The organism is Paenibacillus alkalitolerans (genome assembly GCF_016482785.1).
Lineage (GTDB): Bacteria > Bacillota > Bacilli > Paenibacillales > YIM-B00363 > Paenibacillus_AE > Paenibacillus_AE alkalitolerans.
On sequence record NZ_JAEMXM010000013.1, the window covers coordinates 75,401 to 101,111 of the forward strand.

Annotated in this window: 24 protein-coding genes; all 24 read left to right on the top strand. The window is 53.4% G+C overall.

The annotated features are described in order from the left end of the window. Nucleotides 1-168: 168 nt before the first annotated feature. Nucleotides 169-558 carry a DUF3397 domain-containing protein gene (locus JET16_RS19160; protein ID WP_325176727.1) on the top strand — a complete coding sequence of 130 codons (390 nt, stop codon included), beginning with the start codon at nt 169-171 and terminating at the stop codon, nt 556-558. A gap of 17 nt (nt 559-575) precedes the next feature. Beyond that, nucleotides 576-848, top strand: coding sequence for a late competence development ComFB family protein (locus JET16_RS19165; protein ID WP_199618916.1), 273 nt, complete (start codon nt 576-578; stop codon nt 846-848). A 225-nt stretch (nt 849-1,073) separates the two neighbouring features. Then, complete coding sequence (locus JET16_RS19170; protein ID WP_199618919.1) at nt 1,074-2,801, top strand: peptide ABC transporter substrate-binding protein; 1,728 nt, start codon at nt 1,074-1,076, stop codon at nt 2,799-2,801. Between the two features lie 299 nt (nt 2,802-3,100). Continuing rightward, a complete protein-coding gene (locus JET16_RS19175) occupies nt 3,101-4,030 on the top strand; it encodes an ABC transporter permease (protein WP_199618922.1) in 930 nt (309 codons plus the stop codon). A 4-nt stretch (nt 4,031-4,034) separates the two neighbouring features. Further along, nucleotides 4,035-4,976 carry an ABC transporter permease gene (locus tag JET16_RS19180; RefSeq protein ID WP_199618925.1) on the top strand — a complete coding sequence of 314 codons (942 nt, stop codon included), beginning with the start codon at nt 4,035-4,037 and terminating at the stop codon, nt 4,974-4,976. Between the two features lie 15 nt (nt 4,977-4,991). Further along, nucleotides 4,992-6,008 (top strand): ABC transporter ATP-binding protein, encoded by a 1,017-nt coding sequence (locus tag JET16_RS19185; protein ID WP_199618928.1) that lies wholly within the window; start codon nt 4,992-4,994, stop codon nt 6,006-6,008. Continuing rightward, a complete protein-coding gene (locus JET16_RS19190) occupies nt 6,005-6,961 on the top strand; it encodes an ABC transporter ATP-binding protein (RefSeq protein ID WP_199618933.1) in 957 nt (318 codons plus the stop codon). The genes JET16_RS19185 and JET16_RS19190 overlap by 4 nt, the downstream gene beginning before the upstream one ends. Nucleotides 6,962-7,071: 110 nt before the next feature. Further along, a complete protein-coding gene (bshC, locus tag JET16_RS19195) occupies nt 7,072-8,733 on the top strand; it encodes a bacillithiol biosynthesis cysteine-adding enzyme BshC (RefSeq protein ID WP_199618942.1) in 1,662 nt (553 codons plus the stop codon). A 15-nt stretch (nt 8,734-8,748) separates the two neighbouring features. Beyond that, a complete protein-coding gene (locus tag JET16_RS19200) occupies nt 8,749-10,011 on the top strand; it encodes an adenosylhomocysteinase (protein WP_199618944.1) in 1,263 nt (420 codons plus the stop codon). 476 nt (nt 10,012-10,487) lie between these two features. After that, nucleotides 10,488-10,739 (top strand): hypothetical protein, encoded by a 252-nt coding sequence (locus JET16_RS19205; RefSeq protein WP_199618947.1) that lies wholly within the window; start codon nt 10,488-10,490, stop codon nt 10,737-10,739. After that, entirely contained in the window at nt 10,736-11,155 is a 420-nt protein-coding gene (locus tag JET16_RS19210; RefSeq protein ID WP_199618949.1) for a type II toxin-antitoxin system VapC family toxin, read from the top strand. Before JET16_RS19205 ends, JET16_RS19210 begins: the two co-directional genes overlap by 4 nt. 135 nt (nt 11,156-11,290) lie before the next feature. Then, complete coding sequence (locus JET16_RS19215; RefSeq protein ID WP_199618951.1) at nt 11,291-11,908, top strand: TetR/AcrR family transcriptional regulator; 618 nt, start codon at nt 11,291-11,293, stop codon at nt 11,906-11,908. Then, nucleotides 11,905-12,765, top strand: coding sequence for an ABC transporter ATP-binding protein (locus JET16_RS19220; RefSeq protein WP_199618953.1), 861 nt, complete (start codon nt 11,905-11,907; stop codon nt 12,763-12,765). Before JET16_RS19215 ends, JET16_RS19220 begins: the two co-directional genes overlap by 4 nt. Then, nucleotides 12,762-13,484: a fluoroquinolone export ABC transporter permease subunit gene (locus JET16_RS19225; protein WP_199618956.1), complete on the top strand. Its 723-nt coding sequence runs from the start codon at nt 12,762-12,764 to the stop codon at nt 13,482-13,484. The genes JET16_RS19220 and JET16_RS19225 overlap by 4 nt, the downstream gene beginning before the upstream one ends. Then, nucleotides 13,481-14,212, top strand: coding sequence for a hypothetical protein (locus JET16_RS19230; RefSeq protein ID WP_199618959.1), 732 nt, complete (start codon nt 13,481-13,483; stop codon nt 14,210-14,212). The genes JET16_RS19225 and JET16_RS19230 overlap by 4 nt, the downstream gene beginning before the upstream one ends. A gap of 77 nt (nt 14,213-14,289) precedes the next feature. Next, nucleotides 14,290-15,336: a DUF4349 domain-containing protein gene (locus tag JET16_RS19235; RefSeq protein ID WP_199618969.1), complete on the top strand. Its 1,047-nt coding sequence runs from the start codon at nt 14,290-14,292 to the stop codon at nt 15,334-15,336. A 131-nt stretch (nt 15,337-15,467) separates the two neighbouring features. Further along, a complete protein-coding gene (gene mraZ, locus JET16_RS19240; protein ID WP_199618971.1) occupies nt 15,468-15,905 on the top strand; it encodes a division/cell wall cluster transcriptional repressor MraZ in 438 nt (145 codons plus the stop codon). A gap of 42 nt (nt 15,906-15,947) precedes the next feature. Further along, nucleotides 15,948-16,910, top strand: coding sequence for a 16S rRNA (cytosine(1402)-N(4))-methyltransferase RsmH (rsmH, locus tag JET16_RS19245; RefSeq protein ID WP_199618973.1), 963 nt, complete (start codon nt 15,948-15,950; stop codon nt 16,908-16,910). An 82-nt stretch (nt 16,911-16,992) separates the two neighbouring features. After that, nucleotides 16,993-17,400 (top strand): septum formation initiator family protein, encoded by a 408-nt coding sequence (locus JET16_RS19250; protein WP_199618976.1) that lies wholly within the window; start codon nt 16,993-16,995, stop codon nt 17,398-17,400. Nucleotides 17,401-17,438: 38 nt separating this feature from the next. Beyond that, nucleotides 17,439-19,718: a PASTA domain-containing penicillin-binding protein gene (locus JET16_RS19255; protein WP_199618981.1), complete on the top strand. Its 2,280-nt coding sequence runs from the start codon at nt 17,439-17,441 to the stop codon at nt 19,716-19,718. Nucleotides 19,719-19,811: 93 nt separating this feature from the next. Further along, the gene (locus JET16_RS19260) at nt 19,812-21,743 is read left to right on the top strand and encodes a stage V sporulation protein D (protein ID WP_199618984.1); all 1,932 of its coding nucleotides are present in this window, start codon (nt 19,812-19,814) and stop codon (nt 21,741-21,743) included. Between the two features lie 82 nt (nt 21,744-21,825). Continuing rightward, a complete protein-coding gene (locus tag JET16_RS19265) occupies nt 21,826-23,313 on the top strand; it encodes a UDP-N-acetylmuramoyl-L-alanyl-D-glutamate--2,6-diaminopimelate ligase (RefSeq protein ID WP_199618996.1) in 1,488 nt (495 codons plus the stop codon). Continuing rightward, nucleotides 23,310-24,710 (top strand): UDP-N-acetylmuramoyl-tripeptide--D-alanyl-D-alanine ligase, encoded by a 1,401-nt coding sequence (locus JET16_RS19270; protein ID WP_199618998.1) that lies wholly within the window; start codon nt 23,310-23,312, stop codon nt 24,708-24,710. Before JET16_RS19265 ends, JET16_RS19270 begins: the two co-directional genes overlap by 4 nt. A gap of 35 nt (nt 24,711-24,745) precedes the next feature. After that, nucleotides 24,746-25,708 carry a phospho-N-acetylmuramoyl-pentapeptide-transferase gene (mraY, locus tag JET16_RS19275; RefSeq protein WP_199619000.1) on the top strand — a complete coding sequence of 321 codons (963 nt, stop codon included), beginning with the start codon at nt 24,746-24,748 and terminating at the stop codon, nt 25,706-25,708. Nucleotides 25,709-25,711 lie beyond the last annotated feature (3 nt).

Consider the following 25,711-nt stretch of genomic DNA (forward strand, 5'->3'; position numbering starts at 1 on the left):
AAAGGCTTCACGCAAGCTTTTCAATCTCGCGCATAGATCCCAAGCCGTTCCAATATAGGACAGGTAAGGGATCTTTTGCGTTAAAAGGTTGCATGGTATAATGGTAATGGAGCTTCTATGTCAAACAGCGATGGTTATTGTCTATATGCGGAAAGTAGGGACCTCGCCGTGCAACTGTTAAAAGAAGGTTTCGCTTACATTTACGCTGCCTTGTCCGTTATGCCCTTCATCTCATTCGTCCTGGTTTGGTTTGCCGTTTATTTGATTAAGAAGGATAAGAAATTGGCGGTAGCGAGATCGATGGATGTATCGACGGCATTATTGGTCGGTTCCGTAACTGTCTTGTACAATGAGGTGTTCAACTCGACTTTTGGCATTTACCTGCTTCTGCTTCTATTTCTCGCGGGCTTCGGACTTCTTGGCAATATGCAGCACCGGAAGAAGGGGCGTATTGATGCGAAGAGAATATTCCGGGTCGTGTGGAGGATGGGTTTTTTGGGATTAAGTACCGCATATGTTATGCTTTCTCTCGTTTATCTCACTCAAATTTTGTTATAATTCATGGAGGGTTTCCGATGGCGGTACATAATTTGATGGAGGATATCGTTAGAAATTGCCTGAAAGAGTTGACCGCTTCCCAACCGCTCCTTACGAAGGTGCAGCCCAAATTGCTGGACGATATGATGGCCATTGCGCTCAATCGCTTGCCGCCGAAGTACGTTGCGACCGAACGGGGAGAAGTGATTGCCAAAACCCAGCTGCGCGCGCAAGTGGAAAGCGATGTGTACCGGGAACTGAGCGCGGCGATGGACAAAGTGCTGCATTCCCAGGACAAGAGAAATTCGTAACTCGTGTAAGAAACATGGAAGATTTAATCACAATAATGAAAGCGCTTGCCGACCAATGTTTTCGGGAAAATAGCAAGAATGAATTTTTCGTTATGTAAGGGTCATGTGAGAAGTGTGTTACCATACTTTACATTTTCCCAAATTTTTTATTGACCTTTTTGACCGCTGGTTGTATATTAGGGTGCGAGGTAGAAATACTATTATTTTTTGAGGAGGATCTTCCAGATGTCTAAGGGGATCAAGCGCAGCATGCTTACTTTGTTGGCCATCGTATTGATGATGGGCACCGTGTTGGCTGCATGCGGCACGAACAACGCCGGCGAGACTAAAGAACCGGCAGAAAGCACGACACCGTCCGAAGGTTCGGATAGCGAGCAAGCAACGGAAGGTTCCGGCGAGAAAGCGGATGAGCAAGTATTCCGCATGAACATTTCTACGGAACCGCCTTCTTTGGATCCACAGCAAGCTCAAGACCAAACTTCCTTTACGGTAATGGTCGGTCTTTATGAAGGTTTGACTCGCATGAACGCAGACGGCGAGCCTGAAGCCGCGGTTGCGGAATCTTGGACGACGTCCGAAGACGGAAAGAAATGGACGTTCACCTTGAAACAAGGTTTGAAATGGAGCAACGGCGACGAAGTTAAAGCAAGCGACTTCGAATATTCCTGGAAGCGTACGCTCGATCCGAAGGCTGAACCGCCTGCGCCGTACGCATATCAGTTGTACTACATTAAGAATGCAGCCGCCTACAACTCCGGCGAGATTACGGACGCAAGCCAAGTCGGCGTCAAAGCTACCGGCGACTACACGCTTGAAGTCGAGTTGGAAAACCCGACTCCGTACTTCCTGAGCCTTACTTCTTTCTTTACTTATTATCCTGTTAACCAGAAGGCTGTAGAAGCTAATCCGGCATGGGCTACGGAAGCTGCCAGCATCGTAACGAACGGTGCGTTCACGATGAAAGAATGGAAGCACAACGACGAGATCGTTCTTGTCAAAAACCCGGACTACTACGACGCTGCGAATGTCAGCTTGCAAGAAGTCCGCATGAAGATGATCGAAGAAGCTCAAACGGAATTGAACCTTTACAACACAGGCGAGTTGGATTGGGCCGGCGGTCCTAACGGCGAAATTCCGACGGAGCAAATTCCGGTATTGAAGAGCAACCCGGAAGCCAACCTTCAAATCAAAGGCATCGCTTCCACGTACTACTACAATTTCAACAACAAGGCAAAACCGTTCGACAACGCGAAAGTTCGTAAAGCACTTGCAATGGCGGTAGATCGTCAATTGCTGATCGACAAAATCACGCTCGGCGAACAGCAGCCGGCTTACGGTTTTGTTGCGGCAGGCATCCAAGGCTTGAACGAAGAGTTCCGTAAAGAACACGACGATAAGCAATATTTCGAATACAATGTGGAAGAAGCGAAGAAGCTCTTCGAAGAAGGCATCCAGGAATCTGGTTGGACGAAAGGTCCAATCACGATTACGCACAACACGGGCGAAGGCCACAAGAAGATTGCTACTGCACTTGCCGACATGTGGAAAACCGCATTTGGCGTAGAGTTCAAGATTGAGCAGCAAGAATGGGCGGTATTCTTGCAAAACCGCACAAACTTGAACTACCAGCTCGCTCGCGCAGGTTGGGGTGCCGACTACAACGATCCGATGACGTTCATCGATATGTTCACGTCCACCTCCGGCAACAACGATATCGGCTTCAGCAATGCTGAATACGATCAGCTTGTTAAAGACGCTTACGCGACGCAAGACAACGCGAAGCGGATGGAATTGATGGCAAAAGCCGAGAAGATCTTGATCCAAGACAACATGGCGATCTTGCCTCTGTACTACTACACTCGTATTTGGATGAACAAACCGTATGTGAAGGACGTTGTTATGGACTACTCCGGTAACATGGATTACACTCGCGGTTACATCGAGAAGCAATAATTTAAAAGCAAGACGTTAACATGGCGGGGTATATATAGCTTCCCTATATATACCCCGTTTTTATGACAAGTAATCGCGGTCTGGCTTCTTTGAAGGTACTTCGAAGAAGTTTTTCTTATGTTATAGAATGTTTAAGTGCACTAAAGTGTTAAAGCAGGAAAACATTCGAAGCCTAGAAAACTTTCTTTTGCACATGTCAATGGAAAGGGATGGATGGCAACATTTAAAAATAGCTTTCTCCGGTCGTTGCCGTTTACAATAAAAGGGTTGAATAGATTGCATTGTGAGGTGTTTCCGGCTTGGCCCGTTTTATATTGCAAAAAGTGTTTTTCACCTTAGTTTCTTTGTACGTCTTGGCGACGTCCACATTCGTGCTGATGAAAATCATCCCGGGTAACCCGTTTCTGTCGGAAAAGACGCCGGCCGCCATTCAAGCGCGGATTATGGCACATTACGGATTTGATAAACCGATTTGGGAACAGTACTTGAACTATATGGGCAAGCTGCTTCAGTTTGATCTCGGGATATCTATGAAATATCAGTATCGTTCGGTTGTGCAAATCATTAGCGAGTCATTCTCGTTGTCGGCCCAACTCGGCGTTGTAGCGGTAATTGCCGCCACCTTCATCGGAGTCGCATTAGGTACGATCGCCGCGTTGTATCATCGCAAGTTTTTGGACGGCTTCACGATGGTGCTTGCCGTGATCGGCGTATCCGTTCCGAGTTTCGTGCTGGCGCCGTTATTGCAGTATTATTTTGCCGCCAAGTTTCGCATTTTCCCGGTTGCGGGATTGACCACACCGGCTCATTTCGTATTGCCGACAATCGCGTTATGCGCATTATCGATCGCATTTATCGCGCGTTTAACCCGTTCCACCATGCTGGAGGTCTTGTCTTCCGACTATATAAAGACGGCGAAAGCGAAAGGCTTGAGAGGCTACGTCATTACGACCCGGCATGCATTGCGCAACGCTTTGCTGCCCGTAGTCACGTACCTCGGACCGTTGACGGCGAACGTAATCACCGGTTCGATCGTTATCGAGAAAATTTTCGGCATTCCCGGTCTCGGCCAATATTTTGTCGAAAGTGTAAACAACCGCGACTATACGATGATTATGGGGATTACGATATTTTATGGAGTCATATTGATGATTTGCCGGTTATTAACGGACATAGCTTATGTTATCATTGATCCTCGCATTAAGCTCACCGGCCGGAAGGAGGCGTAGTCGAATGGCTGAACTGAAACATAACAACAACGCGCTCACTCCCGATCGGTTTCGGAAAATATCGAAGGACGGGTTCAAAGCGGAAGCGATCGAACGCGAAAGCTTGTCCGCTTGGGCCGACATTTGGTACCGTCTGAGACAAAACCGGTTTGCAATGCTTGGACTTATTATTATTCTACTTTTAGTCGTTATGGCCATTATCGGTCCGATCCTTACGCCTTATTCGGCGATCGACAACAATTTGCTCAAGACGAACCTGAAACCGATGGAGGAAGGCCACTGGTTCGGCACCGACGATTTCGGACGGGACATGTTCGCCCGTACGTGGGAAGGGGCGAAAGTGTCGCTACAAGTAGGTGTGTACGCGGCGTTGGCCGACTTGATCATCGGCGTCATTTACGGCGGCATCATGGGTTACATCGGCGGCCGTTTAGGCGAAGCAATGAATAAAATCGCCGAAGTATTGTACGCTATTCCGAATTTGCTTATCGCTATTTTGCTTCTCGTCGTATTTGAACCGAGCTTGCTTACAATCGTTATCGCGTTGTCGATCACCGGTTGGATCAGCATGGCCTGGATTGTGCGCGGCCAAATCATGCAGTTGAAGAACCAGGAGTACGTGCTCGCTTCCCGTTCGCTCGGCGCGGGCAGCATGCGCATCTTGTTCCGCCACCTCATCCCGAATTCAATGGGTCCGATCATCGTAACGTTAACGCTGACCGTGCCTGGCGCGATATTCGCCGAGGCTTTCTTAAGCTTCTTGGGTCTTGGAGTCCAGGTGCCGTTCGCTTCCTGGGGGACGATGATCAACGACGCGCTTGCAGTAATGCAGATTTATCCGTGGCGCATCTTGTTCCCGGCGTTCTTCATTTCGTTGACGATGTTGGCGTTTAACGTGCTGGGCGACGGAATGCGCGACGCATTCGATCCGAAGATGAAACGGTAGGAGGTGGGTGTCACTGTGGAAACGATATTGGAAGTCAAAGATTTGCGCGTATCCTTTAATGTGCGCGGCGGCGAAGTAAAGGCCGTCCGAGGTGTCAGTTTCGATGTGAAGAAGGGTGAGGCGGTTGCCATCGTCGGCGAGTCCGGCTGCGGCAAGAGCGTTACGGCACAAACGATCATGCGGCTGATTCCGAATCCGCCGGGAATCATTAAGAGCGGCTCAATTAATTTTAAAGGCGAAGATTTGTTGAAGAAAACCGAACGGCAAATGGAATCGGTACGCGGCAAAGACATCGGGATGATCTTCCAAGACCCGATGACATCGCTCAACCCGACTTTGACTGTCGGAAGACAAATAACCGAAGGTTTGATCAAGCACCAGAACATGACGAAGGAAGCGGCGAAGCAGCGCGCCGTCGAGATGTTGAAGCTGGTCGGCATTCCGAACCCGGAAGCTCGCTTCTTGCAATATCCGCACCAGTTTTCCGGCGGTATGCGGCAGCGTGCGATGATCGCGATCGCTCTGGCTTGCAACCCGTCGCTTCTGATCGCGGACGAACCGACGACCGCGCTTGACGTTACGATTCAGGCGCAAATTCTCAACTTGATGAAAGATTTGCAGAAGACGCTCGGAACGTCCATTATTTTGATAACTCACGACCTTGGAGTCGTCGCCGATATGTGCGATCGCGTTGTCGTCATGTACGCAGGCAAAGTGGTGGAAACCGGCACGAAATGGGAGATCTTTAAAAACCCTCAGCACCCTTACACGAAGGGGTTGCTCCGTTCGGTACCGCGTCTGGACCAAAAGAAAGACGAAGAGTTGATTCCGATCATCGGCACTCCCCCGGATCTCATTAAGCCGCCGGAAGGCTGCGGTTTCTGCGCGCGTTGCGACTATGCAATGTCAATATGCCAGACGCAGGACGCGGCTATGACGGAATTGAGCCCGACGCATCAAGCCGCATGCTGGCTCCTCCACCCGATGGCTCAATCTGCGCAAGCGGCGGCTGGGAAGGAGAATTCTCGATGAGTCAGACGTTGTTGGAAGTAAACAATTTAACGAAATTTTTTAACGTAGGCGGCGGTAACCGGTTGAAGGCCGTCAACGATGTGAGCTTTGCGTTGAAACAAGGCGAGACGCTCGGTTTGGTCGGCGAGTCAGGCTGCGGCAAGTCGACGGCGGGGCGAACGATTCTTCGTTTGTACGAGCCTACAGCAGGCGAGGTGAAGTTCCAGGGAACCAACATCTACAGCCTTAGCGGTTCGAAGATGAAGGCGCTGCGCCGCGACATGCAGATGATTTTTCAGGATCCTTACGCGTCCTTGAATCCGAGAATGACGGTGACGGACATTATCGGCGAGGCGCTGGACGTTCACCGCTTGACGCCAAGCCGCGCGCAGCGCAAGAAGCGGGTCGAAGAATTGCTTGATCTTGTCGGGTTGAACCCCGACCACGCGACGCGCTATCCGCACGAATTTTCGGGCGGCCAGCGCCAGCGGATCGGTATCGCGCGCGCGCTAGCGGTAGATCCGAAATTCATCGTCTGCGACGAACCGATTTCGGCGCTCGACGTATCGATTCAAGCGCAAGTTGTGAACCTGCTTATGAAACTGCAGAAACAGTTCGGTTTGACGTATTTGTTCATCGCGCACGACTTGGCGATGGTCAAGCATATAAGCGACCGCGTTGCGGTGATGTATTTGGGCAAGATGGTCGAGCTTACAACGAGCGAAGAGCTGTACGCAAATCCGCTGCATCCGTACACCCGCGCCCTTCTGTCCGCGATTCCGATTCCGGATCCGGAAGTCGAGGCTGCACGCGAGCGCATCGTGTTGAAAGGCGACATTCCGAGCCCGATCAACCCGCCGAGCGGCTGCCATTTCCGTACGCGCTGCCCTCTTGCAACGGAGAAGTGCGCGAAAGAAGAGCCTGCATTCGTGGAGTTGAAACCGGGCCACTGGACGGCTTGCCACTACGCATAATAATGTTGTTTTAATAAGGAGCGGTCCGCGAGGGCCGCTCTCTGCCGTCTTTGACGGATGCGCACGCCGGGGGTACAATGAGAACGAATGGATCAGGGGGAGTCGATGTCATGCGTTATGAAATATATGAAAAGATGAAACAACCGCCGTTTGCGCGCGATTTTACACGAAATTCCGCAAGCGCCGCCGGCCGTTTCGACTACGGTCATCCGTACGGCAACGCTCATGTTTGGAAAGATCGGGCGGATTGGCTTGATCGGGCGGACAGACCGCAAGCGACCCGGGATGCCATTGCTGACGTGCTTCTTGCTTTCAACCGGAAGCACAACGATATACCCGAAGCGATCCGTTCAATCGAACGTCTTCGGGATCCGGAGACGCTGGCGGTTGCCGGCGGACAGCAAGCCGGATTGTTTACCGGTCCGATGCTCGTAATTTACAAAGCGTTGACTCTCATACAAACCGCGAAGGCAGCCCAAGAGTCGCTCGGGCGGACGGTCGTTCCGGTGTTTTGGATCGCCGGAGAAGATCACGACTGGGATGAAGTGAATCATACATATGTACTGACCTCTCAACTCGCCGTAAGTAAACTTTTGATCGGGAAGACAGATACGGATCTCATCGGAAAGCGCACGTCCGTGAGCCGTACGCCGGTCGGCGGCCAAGAGTGGGCCGATGCAATGGCAGCGCTGGAGTCGGCATTGCCCGATACGGAGTTTAAGCCGCACCTGATTAAACAACTGCAGGACATCGCGGGGAAGTCCGGGACGCTTGTCGACGCATTCGCCAAGACGATGTCCATGCTGTTCGGCAAATACGGACTCGTGCTCCTCGATTCCGACGACGACCGTTTGCGCGAAATCGAGGCGCCGATGTTCCAAGAGCTCATCCGGCACAACGAGGTTTTGAACAGCGCCATACAAACGGGGCAGCTTTCCGTCACGGAAAGCGGGTACGCCCTCCAAGCGGAAGCGGCGAAGGACGGGCTTCAGCTGTTCATGTTTCACGATGGAGAGCGGAAGCTGCTGTTTAAAGACGGAGACCGGGTCTCGGATCGCAAATCGACGGTTTCTCTTACGATGCAGGAGCTTATCCGACTCGCCGAAAATGAGCCTTCGAGCTTAAGCAACAATGCGCTTACCCGTCCGCTGATGCAGGAGTATTTGCTGCCGACGTTGGCGACCGTGCTGGGCCCAAGCGAAATTGCTTATTGGGGCGTGTTGAAAGAGTCATTTCACGCGTTCGGGATGCGTACTCCGGTCATCGTTCCGCGCCTTGAGTTTACGCTGCTCGAAGGAACGGTACAGAAACAAATGGACAAGTTCGGCTTAACGTTTGAAGATGCTGTGGAACGGCTTGAACAACGCCGTGACGATTGGCTTAGAGAGCAGGATGAGCTCGGTCTCGAAGCGCGGTTTGCGCAGACGAAAGAAGCGTTCCGGCAATTGTACGCCCCCCTCGTTGAAACCGTCAGCGAAATCAACCCGGGCCTACGAAAGTTGGGCGAGACGAATATGGGTAAAATATTGGAACAAATCGATTTCCTGGAATCCCGCTCTCTGGAGGCGCACAAATCTCAACATGAAGCGGCGCTTCGGCAGTGGGAGCGCGTCCGTCTTTCCGTTGCCCCGGGCGGCAAACCCCAAGAGCGCGTCTACAATGTCTTCCAATATGCGCTGAAATACGGACTTCCTTGGTTGGACGGTCTGATCGGGCATCCTTTCATCGACTTCAGCCGGGAGCCGCGGAGCCATTTTGTCATCTATCTATAGGAGGTTTTATTACAAATGACAACGTTAAACCGAAGCATTATCCGTGATCCGAAGCTTGCGCCCGAGGGCCGCCTCAAAATCGATTGGGTGCAGGCGCACATGCCCGTGTTGAACCGGATTCGGGAGCAATTCGAGAAAGAACAGCCTTTTAAAGGATTGAAAGTGGCGATCTCGCTGCACTTGGAGGCGAAGACGGCTTACCTGGCGAAAGTGGTGAAAGCGGGCGGTGCGGAAGTGTTTATTACGGGCAGCAACCCGCTGTCGACGCAGGACGACGTATGCGCGGCGCTCGCCGAAGACGGCGTTACCGTCTTTGCGAAATACAACCCCGACCCGAAAGAATATAAGGATCTATTGGTCAAGACGCTGGAAACGAGGCCGGATCTTATTATCGACGACGGCGGCGACTTGATCACGATTTTGCATTCCGAACGTCAAGATTTGGCGGCGCAAGTGCGTGGGGGGGCGGAAGAGACGACGACCGGAATATTGCGATTGAAATCTCTTGAACGCGAAGGCAGGTTGAAGTTCCCGATGGTGGCCGTCAACGATGCATTCTGCAAATATTTGTTCGACAACAGGTACGGAACCGGGCAGTCGGTGTGGGACGGCATCATGAGAACAACCAACTTGGTCGTGGCGGGCAAAACGGTCGTGGTCAACGGTTACGGCTGGTGCGGCAAAGGGGTTGCAATGAGAGCGAAAGGTCTCGGCGCGAACGTCGTCGTAACGGAAATCGACGCGATTAAAGCGGTTGAAGCGTATATGGACGGCTTCGCGGTCAGGCCGATGTCGGAAGCGGCGAAAGTCGGCGATATTTTCGTGACGGTTACCGGCAACAAAGACATTATCCGCGGTCCGCATTACGAATCGATGAAGGACGGGGCGATTTTGTGCAATGCGGGACATTTCGACGTGGAAGTGAACAAGCCTGAGCTCGAAGCTTTATCGGTGTCGAAACGGACGGTTCGCCGCAACATCGAGGAGTACAAGCTGAAGGACGGGCGCAGTATTTACTTGCTAGCCGAGGGGCGTCTTGTCAACTTGGCGGCAGGAGACGGGCACCCGGCGGAAATTATGGATATGACGTTCGCGCTGCAAGCGATGGCGCTGAAATACGTAAACGAGCATTACAAAGAAATCGGCGGCAAGGTCGTCAACGTGCCGTATGAGACGGATGAGCAGGTGGCCCGCTTCAAGTTGGAGTCGCTCGGGTTGGGCATCGATTCAATAACGGCGGAGCAGAAAGAGTACTTGGACTCTTGGGCGGAGCATTAATTTAGAATTAGAATTTTCCTTTCTGGAGGAGACTCGCTATGGCTTCTCTTCACATACCAATCTCACAATGCCTGAAATGGCCGGCATCAAGAAGCAGTACCATATGACTCTGGACTTTTGGCATACGATAACTGGATGAATGCGCTGCGGAACAATACATATAATCCGTTCGGCCTGCGATATTGTACGACTGTCTTTGCGGAATCGAAATGCTTTGCCGCACAATATGTCAGGCAATTGGCGGAATCTTGGGGAGAGCTTCGACGCTTGGATGAAGCGTTGTCGAAGGGATAGGGGGTTAACGCAAGGATATGTCGAACCAAAGACCGCCGTCGGGCGATGGTCCGGAGGCGGTCTTTGGTTGTATGTGACATATTCTTGTTACGGCATGATTCTTATTGAGATTCTGTTATTGAATCACGAACCGAGATTCGATAATATGTTTATAGGAGAAGGATCCCAAGGAGGGCATCGAATTGATCGAGAAAAAACAATTGACCGTCCGTTTGCCGTTGCGTGTCTTCGATTATTTAACACAAAGAGCAGAAAGTGAACAAAAAACGTTAAACGATATTATGGTGGATATCACGGAACAACACATGATGTGGCATGAAGGCGAGAAATTAATCAAGGAAATCGGAATGATTCGCGAAAGAACGCAACGGATGAGCGGAGTTCAACCAGATTCGACAGACGATATACGAAGTTTGCGGGATGGTGAAAGATGAGCCGGGTATGTCTCGATGCAAGCATTTGGATAAAAATATTAACTCAAGAACCGGGTACGGCTTTGGCCGAGAATTTGGTTATCCGTCTGCTTCGTGAGAAGGTAGAAATCATCGCCCCGACAATCATGAAAATCGAAGTAGGGAGCGTCTTGAGAAAAAAGTGGCGCAGAAAACTTCTCGATACGGAAACGCTTCATGAGCTTTGGGGAAAGTTTGTCTCCTTACCAATCGTATATGTAGACAACGGCCATCTGTATGATCAAGCCTGGGAAATCGCTGAAGCGAACGGTCTTACTCAATTGTACGATGCGATGTATCTTGCGGTCAGCGAAGGAGTTGAATATTGGACTGCTGACGAACGGCTTGTAAACTCGATAAAAACAACTCGTGTCAAAGTAAAATTGCTGAATGCATGAGTTTCAGTAGGAATCCGACGCCCGCCCCGACGAGCCGGCTATGAAAGTTCGTTGACATAACACGCTGGTGTCGCGTACACTTTTATGAATATAAAATAAAATTATTCACAATAAAATAAAAGTGGCGGTGCAAATATGCCGAAAAAGTTTACCGACCAAGAAAAAGTTCGGATTCAAGCCAAGCTGAAGGAAACCGGAAAGCGGCTGTTCGAAGCGTTAGGCTTGCAAAAAACGAGCGTCGCCGACATTACGAAGCCGACAGGCATCGCGCAAGGCTCGTTTTATCTGTTTTACGAGTCGAAAGAAGCGCTCTATTTTGAAATCGTGCAAGAGGAAGAGGAGCGTATCAGAAAACAGCTGTTCGACAGTTACTTGGAAAGCGGAACGATGACGAGAGAACGGTTTCGCCAATTTGTAAGGGAATCGGTCCGGACGATTGAGCAAAGTCCGGTATTGCGACAGCTGTACGACGAACAGCTCGTCGAAACACTGTTTCGGAAGCTCCCGCCGGAGTTGTTGGAGGCTCATTTCGCGGAAGACGCGAATGCGCTAGCGCCGTTCTTGGAGCGCGGGCGCAGAGAGGGCTGGCTCGCGGATAAAGATCCGGAGACGGTCGTCTCGTTGATTCGCTCGCTCGTGCTGTTCGTGCTCCAGAAAGAACGCATCGGCGAAAGGCATTATGAAGCGACGTTGGAATTGCTGATCGAATGCGTCGCCAAAGGGCTCATAGTTGAGAAAGGTGATCCGTTATGATTGAGGTGCGGCAATTGTGCTTTACGTACCCCGGCAAGCGCGAGCCGACGCTTCGGGGACTTGATTTCCAATTCGGCGCCGGCGAAATATTCGGTTTTTTGGGGCCGTCCGGCGCCGGGAAAAGCACCACGCAAAATATATTGATCGGTGCGCTCCAAGGATATTCGGGCAGCGTTGCAGTGTTCGGCCAGGAGCTCAGAACGTTCAAGAAGCGGGATTACTACGAGAAAATCGGCGTCGCTTTCGAATTTCCGTCGTTTTATCAACGGCTGACGGCGCTGGAAAATTTGAAGCTGTTCCGCTCTCTGTACCGCTGCCGGACCGAATCGCCGGAAGAACTGCTTGCGGATGTCGGGTTGACGGACGACGCCGGCACCCGCGTTTCCCGCTATTCGAAAGGCATGAAGATGAGGCTTAATTTTTGCCGCGCACTGTTGAACGATCCGGACATTTTGTTTTTGGACGAACCGACTTCGGGACTCGATCCGGTGAACGCGAAACGGGTGAAGGACATCATTAAGCAAAAGAAAGCGGAAGGGAAAACGATCTTCCTGACCACGCACAACATGAACATAGCGGAAGAGATATGCGACCGTGTCGCTTTCATGGCCGGAGGAACGATCCGGCTGATCGATGAGCCGAAGGCGCTTATGATCCGCGGCGGCAGCAAGAAGGCGGTCGTACGATATCGAAGAGGCGGAACGCTTTACAGCGAGGAATATGATTTGGCCGAACTCGGAACGAACGGCACATTTCTTTCTTTGCTGCGTGAAGGGACGATTGAGTCGATTCACACCTCCGAAGCGACGCTGGAGGACATTTTTATCCGTGTAACCGGAAAGGAACTAATATTATGAGACGCCTCCTTTCGGCAATTGCTTTCGAGATGAAGCTTCAGTTCCGCCATGGCTTCTATACCGCTTATATTTTGATCAGCGCCGTATATATTGCGATTCTTCGCGCCATTCCTGATGCCGGTGTCCGGAAAACCGCCGAAACGGTAATCACGTTCTCCGACCCCGCGACACTCGGCTTCTATTTCGTCGGAGGCATGGTGCTGCTGGAGAAAAATCAACGAATCTTGGATCCGTTGATGGTAACGCCGTTTACGCCGGACGAATATTTGATTTCCAAGACCGTTTCGTTGACCGTACTGTCGGCGGCGGCGGGGTCGGCGGTTCGCATCGGCGCATTCGGCTTTGAAGGGGATTGGGTTGCATTCGCTGCCGGACTGGTGTTGAGCTCGGTGTTTTTTACATTGTTCGGGATAGGAGTCGCTGTCAGATGCCATGGGGTAAACCAATATTTTATCGGGTCGACGGCTGCCTCGTTGGTGCTTTGCGTACCTATCCTGCAAACCTTGCATATATGGAATGCGCCTTGGTTTTACGCGCTCCCTTCCCACGCCTCGCTGCTGTTTATCGGTTCGTCATTCGAGCGGCTTCCGGGATGGATGTATCTTTACGGAATTAGCGTACTCTCTCTCTGGATCGCCGGTGCGTATGTATGGGCAAGGCATTCATTCGTACAGTACGTTATATTCCGTATCGGAGAAGGGAGGGAAGCGGCTCGATGAAACGGCTGCTTGCGATGGGCGGTTCCGATTTGCGGCTGACGGCGCGCGATCCGATGCTGCTGTTTATGGCGGCGGCGCCGAGTCTGCTGCTGATCATGTTCGCTTATGGCGTCCCGGAAGCGGCGGTTTGGCTTCGTGTTCGCTCCATATGGAATGCGGAACCGTTTTACCCTATAATTGCGGCTTCGGTGATGCTGCTCATTCCGCTGCTTCCCGGAACGATGGCGGGGCTTCTTATGCTTGATGAGAAAGACGAGGGCTTGCTTCAAGTATATGCCGTCACGCCTCTCGGCAAGGGAGGCTATTTTGCATACCGTCTTTCGATTCCGGCTGCAATCAGCGTATGTTATGGCGCGGTGGCGGCAATTGTCGCCCGAGGCATGGCGAACCATTCATTTGCACCGGAGGCGGTTGGAGCGGCGGTGTTGATGGTTGCGGTGCAAGCGGCTATAACCGCGTTATGTATCGCCGGGTTTGCTTCGAATAAAGTGGAGGGACTGGCGATGTCGAAATTGACGGCACTGCCTGTGATCACTCCTATTCTGCTTCTTCTGCCCGAGCCTTGGCAGATCGCCGCTTGGCCTGTGCCGGCCTATTGGACGGCGAAGACTTTGGAGTTAGCGATGCGCGGAGACGCGCCGGTTACGCTGTCCGCTGCTGCGGGTGTGGTGGTTCATGCCGTGTGGGGATATGCTTTATTCCGTTATTTTGTGCGAAAATCCGCTTGACCGGTGAAACATTCGGTACGGTTGGCATCGTCTATATATGGGAGAAAAATCTCAGCAAAAAAAAGGGGACGGGGTCAATGAAACATTGTAGACGGGCGGCGTGCATTGCGGTGGGGGTACTGGCGATCGGATGGCTTGCCGGATGCGGCGGCAGCGCCGGATCCACGAATTCGGGCGCGGCCAATACTGCAGAAATGGATTACGGCGCGGAAAGCGAGGCGAAATCGGAATCGGCAGCGGCGGCGGAAATGCCGGCTGAAACGCCGGCGGCGGCGGACATGGCGATGACGGTCAACGATCAGTATCGGGAGGCTGAATCAGCATTGAGCGCGGATTCTGCATCCGGCGCCGGGTCTGGAGCTTCGGTTGCTCCGCAACAAGGGCAAACGCAGCCTGCGCAAGGAAACCGGATGCTCATCTACACAGCGAACATGACCATGGAAGTGGAAAATTACGGGGACGCCTACACCGAAGTTCAAAATTTGATCCATTTGTCCGGCGGGTATATCGTTGGCTTTACAGAGGAGACGACGCAGTACGAGAAGACGGGATTGTTCACCATCAAGGTTCCCGCCGGCGGCTTTAACGGCTTCCTGTCCAAGCTCGAGGAGATTCCGAACCTGAAGCTGAACAGGAACCTGAAAGCGCAGGACGTTTCGGAAGAGTACGTCGATTTGGAAGCGCGGCTGCAGGCGAAACAAGTTGTCGAAAAGCGGTTGTTGGGATTCATGGAGAAGGCGAACCGGACGGACGACCTTGTGACGTTCTCCAACGAGCTTGCCCGCGTGCAGGAAGAAATCGAACGGATGAAAGGCCGAATGAGGTATTTGGAGCAAAATGTCGCATACAGCACGGTGGAACTGCGGATATATGAAAAATTAAAGGAAAAATCCGCTTCCATACTGGGGGACGGTCCGTCGTTAAGCGAACGAATGGGTAACGCCGTCCAAGGAAGTCTAAACGTGCTCGTTACTGTCTTGGAAGGCGTGCTTGTCGTTGTTGCGGGAGCGATTCCCGTAGCCGCCGCAGCCGGAATTGTCGGGATGCCGGCATATTGGCTGTGGAGGCGCCGCAGCCGAAAGCACGTTGAGAAACGAAGCGAACCGGAGCGCCAAAACGATTAACTGCATAAAATATTTTTTCGAAAAATCCTGCCATGCCGGCAGGAATTTCTTTTTTTATAGCGAATTGTGATTCAGAGTGGTGAAAAGTGGGGCGAAGTGGGGAAAAAGGGTAGACAGGTGGTGATCGTGCGATGTTTATGGGTGAATATCAACACAGCGTTGATGAGAAAGGTCGCATGATCATTCCTGCGAAGTTTCGCGAAGAATTGGGTACCTCCTTCGTGATGACCCGCGGCCTCGACCAATGTTTATTCGTATACCCGATGTCGGAATGGAAAGTGCTTGAGCAAAAGCTGAAATCACTGTCGCTCATGAAATCGGATGCGCGCGCGTTTACCCGGTTCTTCTTCTCCGGCGCGGTGGAATGCGAGCTGGATAAACAGGGAAGGGTAAACATACCGGGCAATCTTCGCGAACATGCCAAGCTGGAGAAGGATTGCATCGTCATCGGCGTGTCCAACCGCGTGGAAGTGTGGAGCAAGGAAGCTTGGGAGTCTTATTCCCAACAGTCGGAACAATCGTTTAATGAAATTGCCGAGAAATTGGTCGATTTCAATTTCGATTTGTAGAGAAGTTTTTCGCAACGGCTGTTGATAAAGGGGTTAGCAACATTGTTTATACATAGAACCGTGCTGAAGGAAGAGGCGGTCGACGGGCTTAACGTAAGAAAGGACGGCATCTACGTCGATTGTACGCTGGGCGGTGCGGGACATAGCGCTCTGATCGCCTCCCGGCTTGGACCGGAAGGGAAGTTAATCGCTTTCGATCAAGACGATCGCGCCATTGAGCACGCCCGGGGCGTATTGGAACCGTTCGGCAGCCGCGTCGTTATTGTCAAATCGAATTTCCGGAATTTATCGGACGTATTGTGCGGATTCGATGTTCCCCGCAGCGAGCAAGGCGACCCGCAGGTGGACGGAGTGCTGTTTGACCTCGGCGTATCCTCTCCCCAGTTGGATGAGGCGGACCGGGGGTTCAGCTACCATCACGATGCGGAACTCGATATGCGAATGGATACAACCGGCACGCTGACGGCTGCCGACATCGTGAACGGGTGGCCGGAGGAGCGCATCGCGCAAATATTGTTTAAATACGGCGAAGAGAAGTTTTCGCGCCGGATCGCCCGCGAAATTGCAAAGGCGCGCGAGGCTGCGCCTATTCGGACGACGGGAGAGCTGGCGGAGCTGGTGAAAGCAGGCATTCCGGCGGCCGCGCGCCGAAGCGGCGGTCATCCGGCGAAACGGACGTTCCAAGCGATACGCATTGCGGTGAATGACGAGCTCGGAGCGTTCGAGGATGCGCTTGAGCAAGCGATTCGATGCGCTGCGCCCGGCGGGCGTATATCCGTCATTACCTTCCACTCGTTGGAAGACCGTATTTGCAAGCAGGCATTTGCGAAACGGCTTGGAAGATGCGTATGCCCTCCGGATTTGCCGATGTGCGCATGCGGCGCGAAAGGGACGCTCAAATTAATCAATCGGAAGCCTATCGAAGCAAGCGAAGCGGAGCTGGAGGATAATCCGAGAGCGCGTTCCGCCAAGCTGCGGATTGCGGAGAAATTGCGAGATTATTAGAACGCCGGTTGGAAACAATTACATGGACGGGAATAGGGACGGATCAGAAGCCGTTCAATTATAATAAGGAGGCTGAGTTCTCATGTCCGCATACATAAACGGAAGTCTTGCATTGGATGAACGGCGCCGGGAGTCTGCCGCGGAAAAGACCAAGAAAGCCGTTCGGAAGAAGGTGCAGCGCGCCAAGTCGATCCCGACGCCCGAAAAATTGCTCTACTTGTTTGCGGTAATTATGTTTTGCGCGGTAGCGGGTATCGTTGTATGGCGTTATGCGATGATTTTTGAAATGAACACGCGCATCGTGCAGATAGAATCCGAGATTAGGCAGCTGGAGAAAGAAAATACGGCGTTAAAGAATGAAGTGGCCAAGCTGCAGGATCCGCAGCGTCTGATCGAAACGGGAATCGAGATGGGCTTGACGCTTCCGGACGAAATTGCGCCTTCATCGGCGCAGACCGGAGACAGCGCTGTTGCGATGGCGGAAGAATAATGAGTTCCGAAACGTCGGCCATGCAAGGTGGGGTGTTGATGAAGCAAAAAATTAGAGTGCGCTCGCTGATGCTCGGTGTAGCGTTCACTCTCTTTTTTATTGGGCTCGTTGCGAGGCTGTATTGGCTGCAAGTCGTGGAAGCGTCCTGGCTCGTCGCTCAAGCCGAGCGGATGTGGGCGACGGGAGAGAAGCTGGAAGCCGACCGCGGAACGATTTATGACCGCAAGATGCAGGTGTTGGCTGCGGATGCGGACGGCTTCACCGTCGTGGTCAATCCTCAGTTGATCAATCAACTCGGACTGGAACGTGAAGTGGCATCCGGTCTTTCCGGCGTCCTCGGCATGCCGGAGAACAAAGTCTATGAACAAGTAACCGCAAAAAATAGCGACGGAAAGCTCCTTCGCAACAGAGAGATTCGCATACAAGGATGGAAGATTCCGAAGGAAGTCGCGGATCGAGTGCGCGAATGGGAAAAACAGTTCATGGAAGAGCACGATATATTGGGAGACGACTGGGTCGGCGTCGGTCTTCGTCCGGAAAAGATGCGCTATTATCCGAAAAACTCGCTCGCCTCGCATATGCTCGGTTATATCGATAAAGACGGGCGTCCGTGGGCAGGACTCGAATCCGCTTTGGACGAGCAGCTTCGGGGGACAGACGGTTCGATTTCCTATCAGAAGGACGAGAGAGGCAATAAGCTTCCCGGAGACAAGCCGAATTTGGTCGAGCCGGTGGACGGCAAAAACGTAGTGCTGACGATCGACCAGACAATACAGCATTATACCGAACAAGCGATGAAGAAAGTGTACGACGAATACGAGCCGAAACGCATGACCGCGATCGCGGTCGATCCGAAGACGATGGAAGTGTTGGCGCTCGCCAATTACCCGAATTTTGATCCGAACAAGTACTGGGAGTACAAGGATTTCCGCAATATGGCGATCGCATCCCGCTACGAACCCGGGTCGACGTTCAAGATCGTGACGCTCACCGGTGCGGTCGATCAAGGCTTGTTCGATCCGAACGCCACATTCGATTCCGGCAGCATCAAAGTGCCCGGGCGAACGATCAGAGACCATAGACGCGGCGGTTGGGGCACGATTACGTATTTGGAAGGGCTGCTCCGCTCGAGCAACGTGGCGTTCGTCAAATTAGGCTATGAGATGTTGAAAGAAGAGAAGTTCATGGAGTATATCGAACGGTTCGGTTTTACGAGAAAGACGGGAATCGATTTGCCGGGAGAAGTGAGCGGCGCCGTTAACTTCCAGTACCCTGCCGATGTGGCCGCAGGCACATACGGACAAGGTAGAGTTCAGGTAACGCCGATGCATCAGATTAGCGCTTATGCCGCCATTGCGAACGGCGGAAAGCTTATGGAGCCTTATGTCGTAAAGAAGGTGCTGGACCCCGAAACAAATGAAGTCATTTCCGAACATAAGCCGAAGGTGGTCGGTCAAGTCGTTTCGGAACAGACGGCGAATCAAGTGAAACAATATTTGGAGCAAGTGGTTGCGGATCAGGAGAGAGGGACAGGCAGACGGGCATATATCGAAGAGTATCGCGTTGCGGGGAAAACCGGTACGGCGAATGTCGTTGTCGACGGTGGGTACGCCACGTGCGAATGGGTCGTTTCATTCATCGGATTCGCCCCGGTGGATGATCCGAGAATTGCCGTAGCCGTAATCGCCGATTCGCCGAACCTCGGCTGCGACTCCAACCGTGCAGGCGAGGTCACCGCGCCGGTATTCAAGGAAATCGTATCGCAAAGCTTGCGGTACATGGGCGTCCCGACGGAGCGCAAACCGGACGAAAAAAATCAAGCGGCCGCTGCGGCCGGCAAAGGCATTGCGCTCGCAACGGTGCCGGACCTGCACGAAATGGAGACGGCCGCCGCCGTCGAAGAATTGAAAGCCCGCGGATTTTCGGCGGACGTCATCGGTGACGGCAATCGCGTACTGGGCCAGTATCCTCCTCCGGGAGAACAACTGCCCGATTCGCCGAAAGTGTACCTGCTGACCGTTCCGAAAGAAGAGGCGGACGTGCCCGATCTTACGGGCGAAAGCTTGAGGGATGCCGTGCAGCTGTGCGCATTGCTGGGCTTGCGCTGCCAGGCGGAAGGCGAAGGATACGTCGTCGCCCAAGAGGTTGTAACGGAACGTGGCGAAACCGTTCTTAAAGTAACGTTGAAGCCGCTGCATGAGGCTCCGGACGTTTCCGGAGCGGAGCAGGAAGACGCCGGCGAAGAGACGGACGCCGCGCCAAGCGGTGAAACGGACGTCAATCCCGACGGCGGCGCTCCTCCCGCTTCTTCCGGATAGTGCAACCCGGCCCCAGGCTTGTTCTACCCTACGGTTGTCCCGAATAGTCTTGTATATAAGAGACTAGTTCGCGAAAGAAGGGGGAGGGTATTGTTGCGCGCATCCAACGTTACGCTGCGCAGGCGGCTGTACGTGATTTTTGTGCTCGGCACAATCCTTTTCATAGCGTTAATTGCCCGTTTGGGCTGGGTTCAACTGATGATGGGGCCGGAATTGACCGAAAAAGCGGAAGAATCGTGGAGGCGGGAAATTCCGTTCTCGGCGAAGAGAGGCGAAATTTGGGATCGTAACGGGGAAAGATTGGCCTATAACGTCAGCACTCCGACCGTTTGGGCGATTCCCGCGCAGGTGCGGGATCCGAAGACGACCGCCGCGCAGCTTTCCCGTGTGCTCGGAATGAGCGAAGAGAGTATCTATAAGAAGATTACCAGAAGGTCCTCGATCGAAAAAATTCAGCCGGGCGGCAGGAAAATGACGCAGCAAAAAGCGGCGGAAGTAAGAGAGCTGGAGCTCCCCGGCATCGTCGTGGCGGAGGACAACAAGCGGTTCTACCCGTACGACGGCTTGGCGGCGCACGTGCTCGGATTCACGGGCATCGACAACCAAGGGCTTACCGGCGTCGAGGCGAAATATGAAGACCGGTTGAAAGGTCACCGGGGCAACGTCGCGTTCCTCTCGAACGCGCGAGGCGACCGGATGCCGAACTCTTCCGAAAAGTACATTCCTCCGAAAGACGGACTCAATTTGCAGCTGACCATCGATAAATATATACAGACGGCAATGGAGCGGGAGCTGGACCAAGCGATGGTCAAATATCAGCCGGACCATATTATTTCGATCGCCGTAGATCCGAACACGGGCGAAGTGTTGGCAATGGCGAGCCGTCCGAACTATGAACCCGCCAACTATCAAAGCTATGCCTCTGAAGTATACAACCGGAACTTGCCGATTTGGATGACGTACGAGCCGGGCTCGACGTTTAAGATCATCACGTTGGCGGCTGCGTTGGAAGAGGGGAAAGTGAAGTTGAACGATTATTTTCACGACCCGGGCTTCATTGAAGTGGGCGGCGCGCGTTTGCGCTGCTGGAAGAGGAGCGGACACGGCTCGCAGACGTTCCGCGAAGTCGTGGAAAACTCCTGCAACCCCGGATTTGTCACAATGGGTCAACGTCTTGGCAAAGAGAAGCTGTTCCAATACATTAAAGACTTCGGATTCGGCACCAAGACGGGCATCGACCTCGCCGGGGAAGAGAACGGCATCTTGTTCAAGCTGCCTCAGGTCGGCCCGGTAGAGCTGGCGACGACGTCGTTCGGCCAAGGGGTATCCGTCACCCCGATCCAGCAAATCATGGCCGTGTCCGCCGCGGTCAACGGTGGCAAGCTCTTCAAACCTCATATCGCGAAAGCATGGGTTCACCCGGAGACGGGCGAGGTTGTCGACGAGGTGGAGCCGGAGCTTGTGCGCACCGTCATTTCCGAAGAAACGTCGAAGAAGGTTCGCGAAACGCTGGAATACGTCGTTGCCCAAGGGACGGGGCGCAACGCTTTTATCGACGGTTACCGGGTCGGAGGAAAGACGGGGACCGCACAGAAGGTCGTTAACGGCAGATATTCGGCCAACGAGCATATCGTGTCCTTCATCGGTTTCGCACCGGCGGACGATCCGAAAATCGTTATCTATACGGCCGTAGACAATCCGAAGGGAGTGCAGTTCGGCGGGGTGATTGCGGCTCCGATCGTCCAAAACATTATGGAAGACGCATTGCGGTATATGGGTGTCCCTCCCCGGAAGGACGGCGTTAAAGAAAAGTACAGATACGGATTGGACACTCCGATGGCCGAAGTTCCGGAATTGGTGGGCCGCACCGTGTCGGAAATATATGAAAGCTTGAACTCCAATTTCAGATTGGCGAAATACGGTACAGGCAACACCGTGGTGCTGCAGGAACCCAAAGCCGGGACAAAGCTGCCCCGCGGTTCGACGATTCAGATCTATTTGTCGAACGAGGAACCGAAGAATTGAAGAATTAGAGCCATCCTTGTTAGACATTCGAATTTTTGCAACATAATATAAAGACGGTAGTTTTACGAACGGAGGAAATTCCATGTTGATCCGAGAGCTCGCCTCGTCTGTTTTGCTTTCGCGCGTTATCGGCGACGAAAACACGGCGATTGCCGGCGTCACGGCCGATTCCAGGCAGGTGAACCCGGGCGATTTGTTCATATGCGTCCCGGGGTACACGGTTGACGGTCATGATTTTGCGCAAGAGGCGGCAGGAAAGGGGGCGGCGGCGCTTGTCGTTGAGCGGGAGCTGCCGGTGCCCGTTCCTCAGCTTATCGTGAAGGACGCGAGAAGGGCGATGGCCGTCATTGCAAGCAAGATAAACGGATACCCGAGCCGGGAGATGAAGGTCATCGGAGTGACGGGGACGAACGGCAAAACGACGACGACTGCCCTGATCGAGCGGATTTTGTCGGATGTGGGCTATCGAACCGGTCTAATGGGAACCATCCGCATAAAAATAGGAGATGAAATTAAGAGCTCGAAAAACACAACCGCCGACGCGCTATATTTGCAACATGCCATGAGAAGCATGCTGGAGGCCGGGACCGACTATTGCGTGATGGAAGTGTCCAGCCATGCGCTCGAGCAAGGGCGTGTGCTCGGAGTCGATTTCCGGACCGCTCTGTTCACGAATTTAACCCAAGACCATCTGGACTTTCACGGAACGATGGAAAATTACGCCGCGGCGAAGGAGCTGTTTTTCTCAAGGCTCGGCAATGCCGCGGAACCGCCGGAGAGCGGCGCCAAATTCGCAGTGCTCAACGCGGATGATCCGGCGCACGCCAAATATAAGAGAGCGACGGCGGCGGAGACGATTTTATACGGTATCGACAACGAGGCGGACGTTCGCGCGAAGAACATTCGGATGAGCGCGCGCGGCACCTCGTTTCGTCTTGAAACGTTTGCGGGACATGCGGAAATCAATATGAACCTAATAGGCAAATTCAACGTTTATAACGTATTGGGCGCCGTCGCCGCAACATTGGCGGAACGTTTGCCGTTATCAGCTATAGTAGGTTCATTAGAAAGCATCTCGGGCGTGGAAGGCCGCGTTGAACCGGTCGATGCGGGGCAGCCGTTCGCCGTGCTTGTCGACTACGCCCACACGCCGGACGGCCTTCTCAACGTATTAAATACGGTGAATGAATTCGCCCGGGGCCGCGTCATTACCGTATTCGGATGCGGAGGAGACCGCGACCGCACGAAACGTCCCGTCATGGGGAGGATTGCGGCGGAGAAGAGCGATCACGTCATCGTTACGTCCGACAATCCGCGGTCGGAAGATCCCGAGAGCATAATGCGGGAGATCGAGGAGGGCGTGCTTGCGGCCGGGCTGGACCGCAACCGCTGCGAGATGATTGCCGACAGGCGCCGCGCAATCCAAAAAGCGGTTGAAATGGCCAACCCCGAAGATGTAGTATTGATTGCGGGCAAGGGACACGAAACCTATCAAATCATCGGCGGCGTCACCTACGATTTCGACGACCGCGAGGTTGCGAAGGAAGCGATTCGAGGTGCTTCCATATGATACGAACCGGATTGCGGCAAATCATTGATTGGACGAACGGGCGCCTTTCGGCCGGCTTTCCGGAACATTCCGTTTCGAAGACGGCCGTTGCCGGCGTTTCAACCGATACGCGCACGATTGCGAAAGGAAGCCTGTTCGTGCCGCTCATCGGCGAACGATTCAACGGCCACGATTATGCGGCCGAGGCGGTTCGGCGGGGCGCAGCCGCCGTATTGTGGCAGGACAGCGAAGGCGAACCGCCTGCCGGTATTGCCGCCGTCATCGTGGACGATACGCTGCTGGCATACCAACGGTTGGCGGCGCGTTACCGGGAGAGCCTTCCGGTGAAAGTCGTCGGCGTGACGGGCAGCAACGGGAAGACAACGACGAAAGACATGCTGGCCGCCGTGTTGGCCACGTCATTTAAAGTTCAGAAGACGGAAGGCAATTTAAACAATCACATCGGATTGCCGCGAACATTGCTCGCGCTTGAGTCCGATATCGAGTTCGCCGTCGTTGAGATGGGAATGAGCGGTTTCGGCGAAATCGAGCTGCTGTCGGGCATCGCGTCGCCTGACGCCGCGGTCATTACCAATATCGGCGAAGCTCATATGCTTCAGCTCGGCTCCCGCGACGGCATCGCCAAGGCCAAGCTTGAAATTCTCGGCGGCCTGAAAGTGGGAGGGCTGTTTGTCGCTCCCGGCGACGAGCCGCTGATCGAGCGGTGGGAAGGGGACGCGAAGAAGCCGTCCGCTTACCGTAAGCTTCTTTTCGGGGAAGGCCCGGACAATGACTTGTCGCTCTCGGCCGTTCAGATCGGGCAAGGAGAGACGACATTCCTGGTGAGCGGCTCGGATCAGCGGTTTGCGATCCCTCTGCTCGGCAAACACAATGCGTTAAACGCACTGGCCGCGATTGTCGTCGGACGCGCCTTCGGTCTGTCCGACTCCGTTATCGCGAAAGGCCTGCGCGAGATGAAACCGACGGGAATGAGAATCGAGCGCATCAGCGGAAAGAACGGCGTTACGATACTGAACGATGCCTATAACGCAAGCCCGGCTTCGATGAAAGCGGCGCTTGCGCTGCTTGCGGAGACGAAATCGTACAACCGCAAGTTTGCCGTGCTCGGAGATATGTTGGAGCTCGGACCCGGCGAGATTGAGTTTCATCGGGAAATCGGCCGCGGGCTTCAACCGGAAGATGTGGATTATGTGTTCACCTGCGGCAAGCTTGCGAAAGAGATTTCCGATGCGGCGGCAGGAAATTACAGCGCCGGACGAGTCGTATGGTTCGACTCGAAGAAGGCGGTCGTCCGGCGCATTGAAGAAACGGCCAGACCCGGCGATGTCGTGCTGGTGAAGGCGTCCCGCGGAATGAAGCTGGAAGAAGTCGTGAACGGACTTCGAGAAGAAAGGTAAAAGAGGCAACCGAAGGTTGCAAAAGGGGGGATACAATGGAACTCAATCCGATTCTTTTTACTATGGGCGTGTCGTTCGCGCTCGCCGTTATCCTGGGCCCTCTGTTCATACCGATTCTGCGATGGATGAAGTTCGGGCAGCAAATTCGCCGGGAAGGACCTCAAGGCCATCAGAAGAAGGCCGGCACGCCGACGATGGGCGGCATTATTATATTGGTGGCGCTGACGCTTGCGTTCATGCGTTTTTCCATGCGCTCCCCGGAATTTTACGTGCTGCTTGTCGCTTGTCTCGGATTCGGACTCGTCGGTTTTTTGGACGATTATATAAAGATCGCTTTTAAACGGTCGCTCGGGCTGACGGCTCGGCAGAAACTGTTCGGCCAACTGCTGATTGCGGCCGTCGTTTGCGTCTTGCTTTATATGCACGGACATAACACCGATCTGCACATTCCGGGTACCGGGCTTGCCATCCCGCTCGGGTTGTTTTATTATCCGTTTATCGTCTTATTCATGCTGGGCATGTCTAACGCCGTAAATTTTACGGACGGCTTGGACGGATTGCTGTCCGGCACCAGCGCGGTCGCATTCGGGGCGTTGGCTGTTATCGCGATGATTCATACGGAACACGAATCCGCGTTTTTCTCCGCGGCGATGATCGGCGCGGTGCTTGGATTTTTAGTGTTTAACGCCCATCCCGCCAAAGTGTTTATGGGCGATACGGGGAGCCTCGGTATCGGAGGAGGCATTGCGGCCGTCGCGATCCTTACGAAGACTGAATTGCTGCTGCTTGTTATCGGCGGCATCTTCGTGATCGAAGTGCTGTCCGTCATCATACAAGTCGTTTCTTTCAAGACGAGAGGGAAGCGCGTGTTCAAAATGAGTCCCATTCACCATCATTTCGAGCTTGTCGGGTGGTCGGAGTGGAGAGTCGTCATCACTTTTTGGCTGGCGGGGCTGCTCCTGGCGGGACTTGGAATCTATATCAACGAGGGGTTGTAGCTT